1 protein-coding gene is annotated in these 1,467 nt (G+C 67.8%); it reads left to right on the top strand.

The annotated features are described in order from the left end of the window. A partial coding sequence (locus NA4_RS38245; protein WP_157129589.1) for a non-ribosomal peptide synthetase occupies window positions 1-1,467 on the top strand: 1,467 nt, incomplete at both ends.

Below are 1,467 nucleotides of genomic sequence, written 5' to 3'. Positions count from 1 at the left end.
GCACGGCGAGCCCGCGGGCATGGCCGCGGTGATCTCCTTCGCCACCGACCTGTTCGACGCCCCGACCGTCGCCGAGTTCGGCCGCCGCTACCTGCGCGTGCTCGAAGCCGCCGTCGCCGCGCCGCAAACCGCGGTGGGTGATATCCAACTGCTGGATGAGCACGAGACTCAGCGGGTACTAGTCGACTGGAACGACACCGCGCGCCCAGTGTCCGCCGAAACCCTGGTCTCGCTGTTTGACATCCAAGCGGCGGCGACGCCCAACGCGATCGCGGTGACGTTCGAGGGGACGAGTCTGTCCTACGCCGAGTTCGCCGCTCGGGTGAACCGGTTGGCTCGCCATCTGATCTCGCTGGGCGTCGGCCCGGACGCGATGGTCGCGCTCGGCATGCGGCGCTCGATCGATCTGGTGGTCGGCATGTACGCGGTGAGCGTCGCCGGTGGCGCGTATGTGCCGCTGGATCCGGATCATCCGGCCGACCGCATCCGGTACGTCCTGGAGACCGCGCGGCCGGTCTGTGTGCTGACCACCTCGCGCGACGAGTTCGACGCCGGGGCGACGCGGGCGATCGAGATCGACCAGCTGGATCTGTCGGAGTTCTCCGGCGAGCCGCTGACCGACGCCGATCGGCACAAGCCGTTGCGTCCGGCCAACACCGCGTACGTGATCTTCACGTCCGGTTCGACCGGCCGCCCGAAGGGTGTGGCGGTGTCGCACGCGGCGATCGTCAACCGTCTGGTGTGGATGCACGCCGAGTATGGCTTGGCGGCCGATGACGTGGTGTTGCAGAAGACCCCGGCGACGTTCGACGTGTCGGTGTGGGAGTTCTTCTGGCCGTTGCAGGTCGGTGCGCGGCTGGTGGTCGCGAAGCCGGACGGTCATCGCGATCCCGCGTACCTGGCGGGCCTGATCGTCGACGAGCAGGTCACCACGGTGCACTTCGTGCCGTCGATGCTGTCGGTGTTCGTGGCCGAAGAGCGCGCGGCCGAATGCACGAGTCTGCGTAATGTCTTCGCTTCTGGTGAGGCGTTGCCGGCGGTGACCGCGCAGAGGTTGCGTGAGTTGACCGGTGCGCGGTTGCACAATCTGTACGGTCCGACCGAGGCCGCGGTCGATGTCACCTTCCATGAGGTGACCGAGGACGACATCGTCTCGGTGCCGATCGGCGCTCCGGTGTTCAACACGCAGGTGTACGTGCTGGATTCGCGGCTGCGGCCGGTTCCGGTCGGCGTGGCCGGCGAGCTGTACCTGGCGGGTGCGCAGCTGGCGCACGGCTATGTGGGCCGTCCCGACCTGACCACCGAGCGTTTCGTGGCCAACCCGTTCGGCGACGCCGAGCGCATGTATCGGACCGGTGACTTGGTCGCGTGGACCGAAGACGGTGAGCTGGAGTACCTGGGCCGCACCGACTTCCAGGTGAAGCTGCGCGGTCTGCGTATCGAGCTCGGCGAGATCGAGTCGGCGCT

Source organism: Nocardia amamiensis NBRC 102102 (genome assembly GCF_001612745.1).
Classification (GTDB): Bacteria; Actinomycetota; Actinomycetes; order Mycobacteriales; family Mycobacteriaceae; genus Nocardia; species Nocardia amamiensis.
Note: the sequence above shows the minus strand (reverse complement) of the source record. Positions and strands in the feature narration are given on the sequence as shown.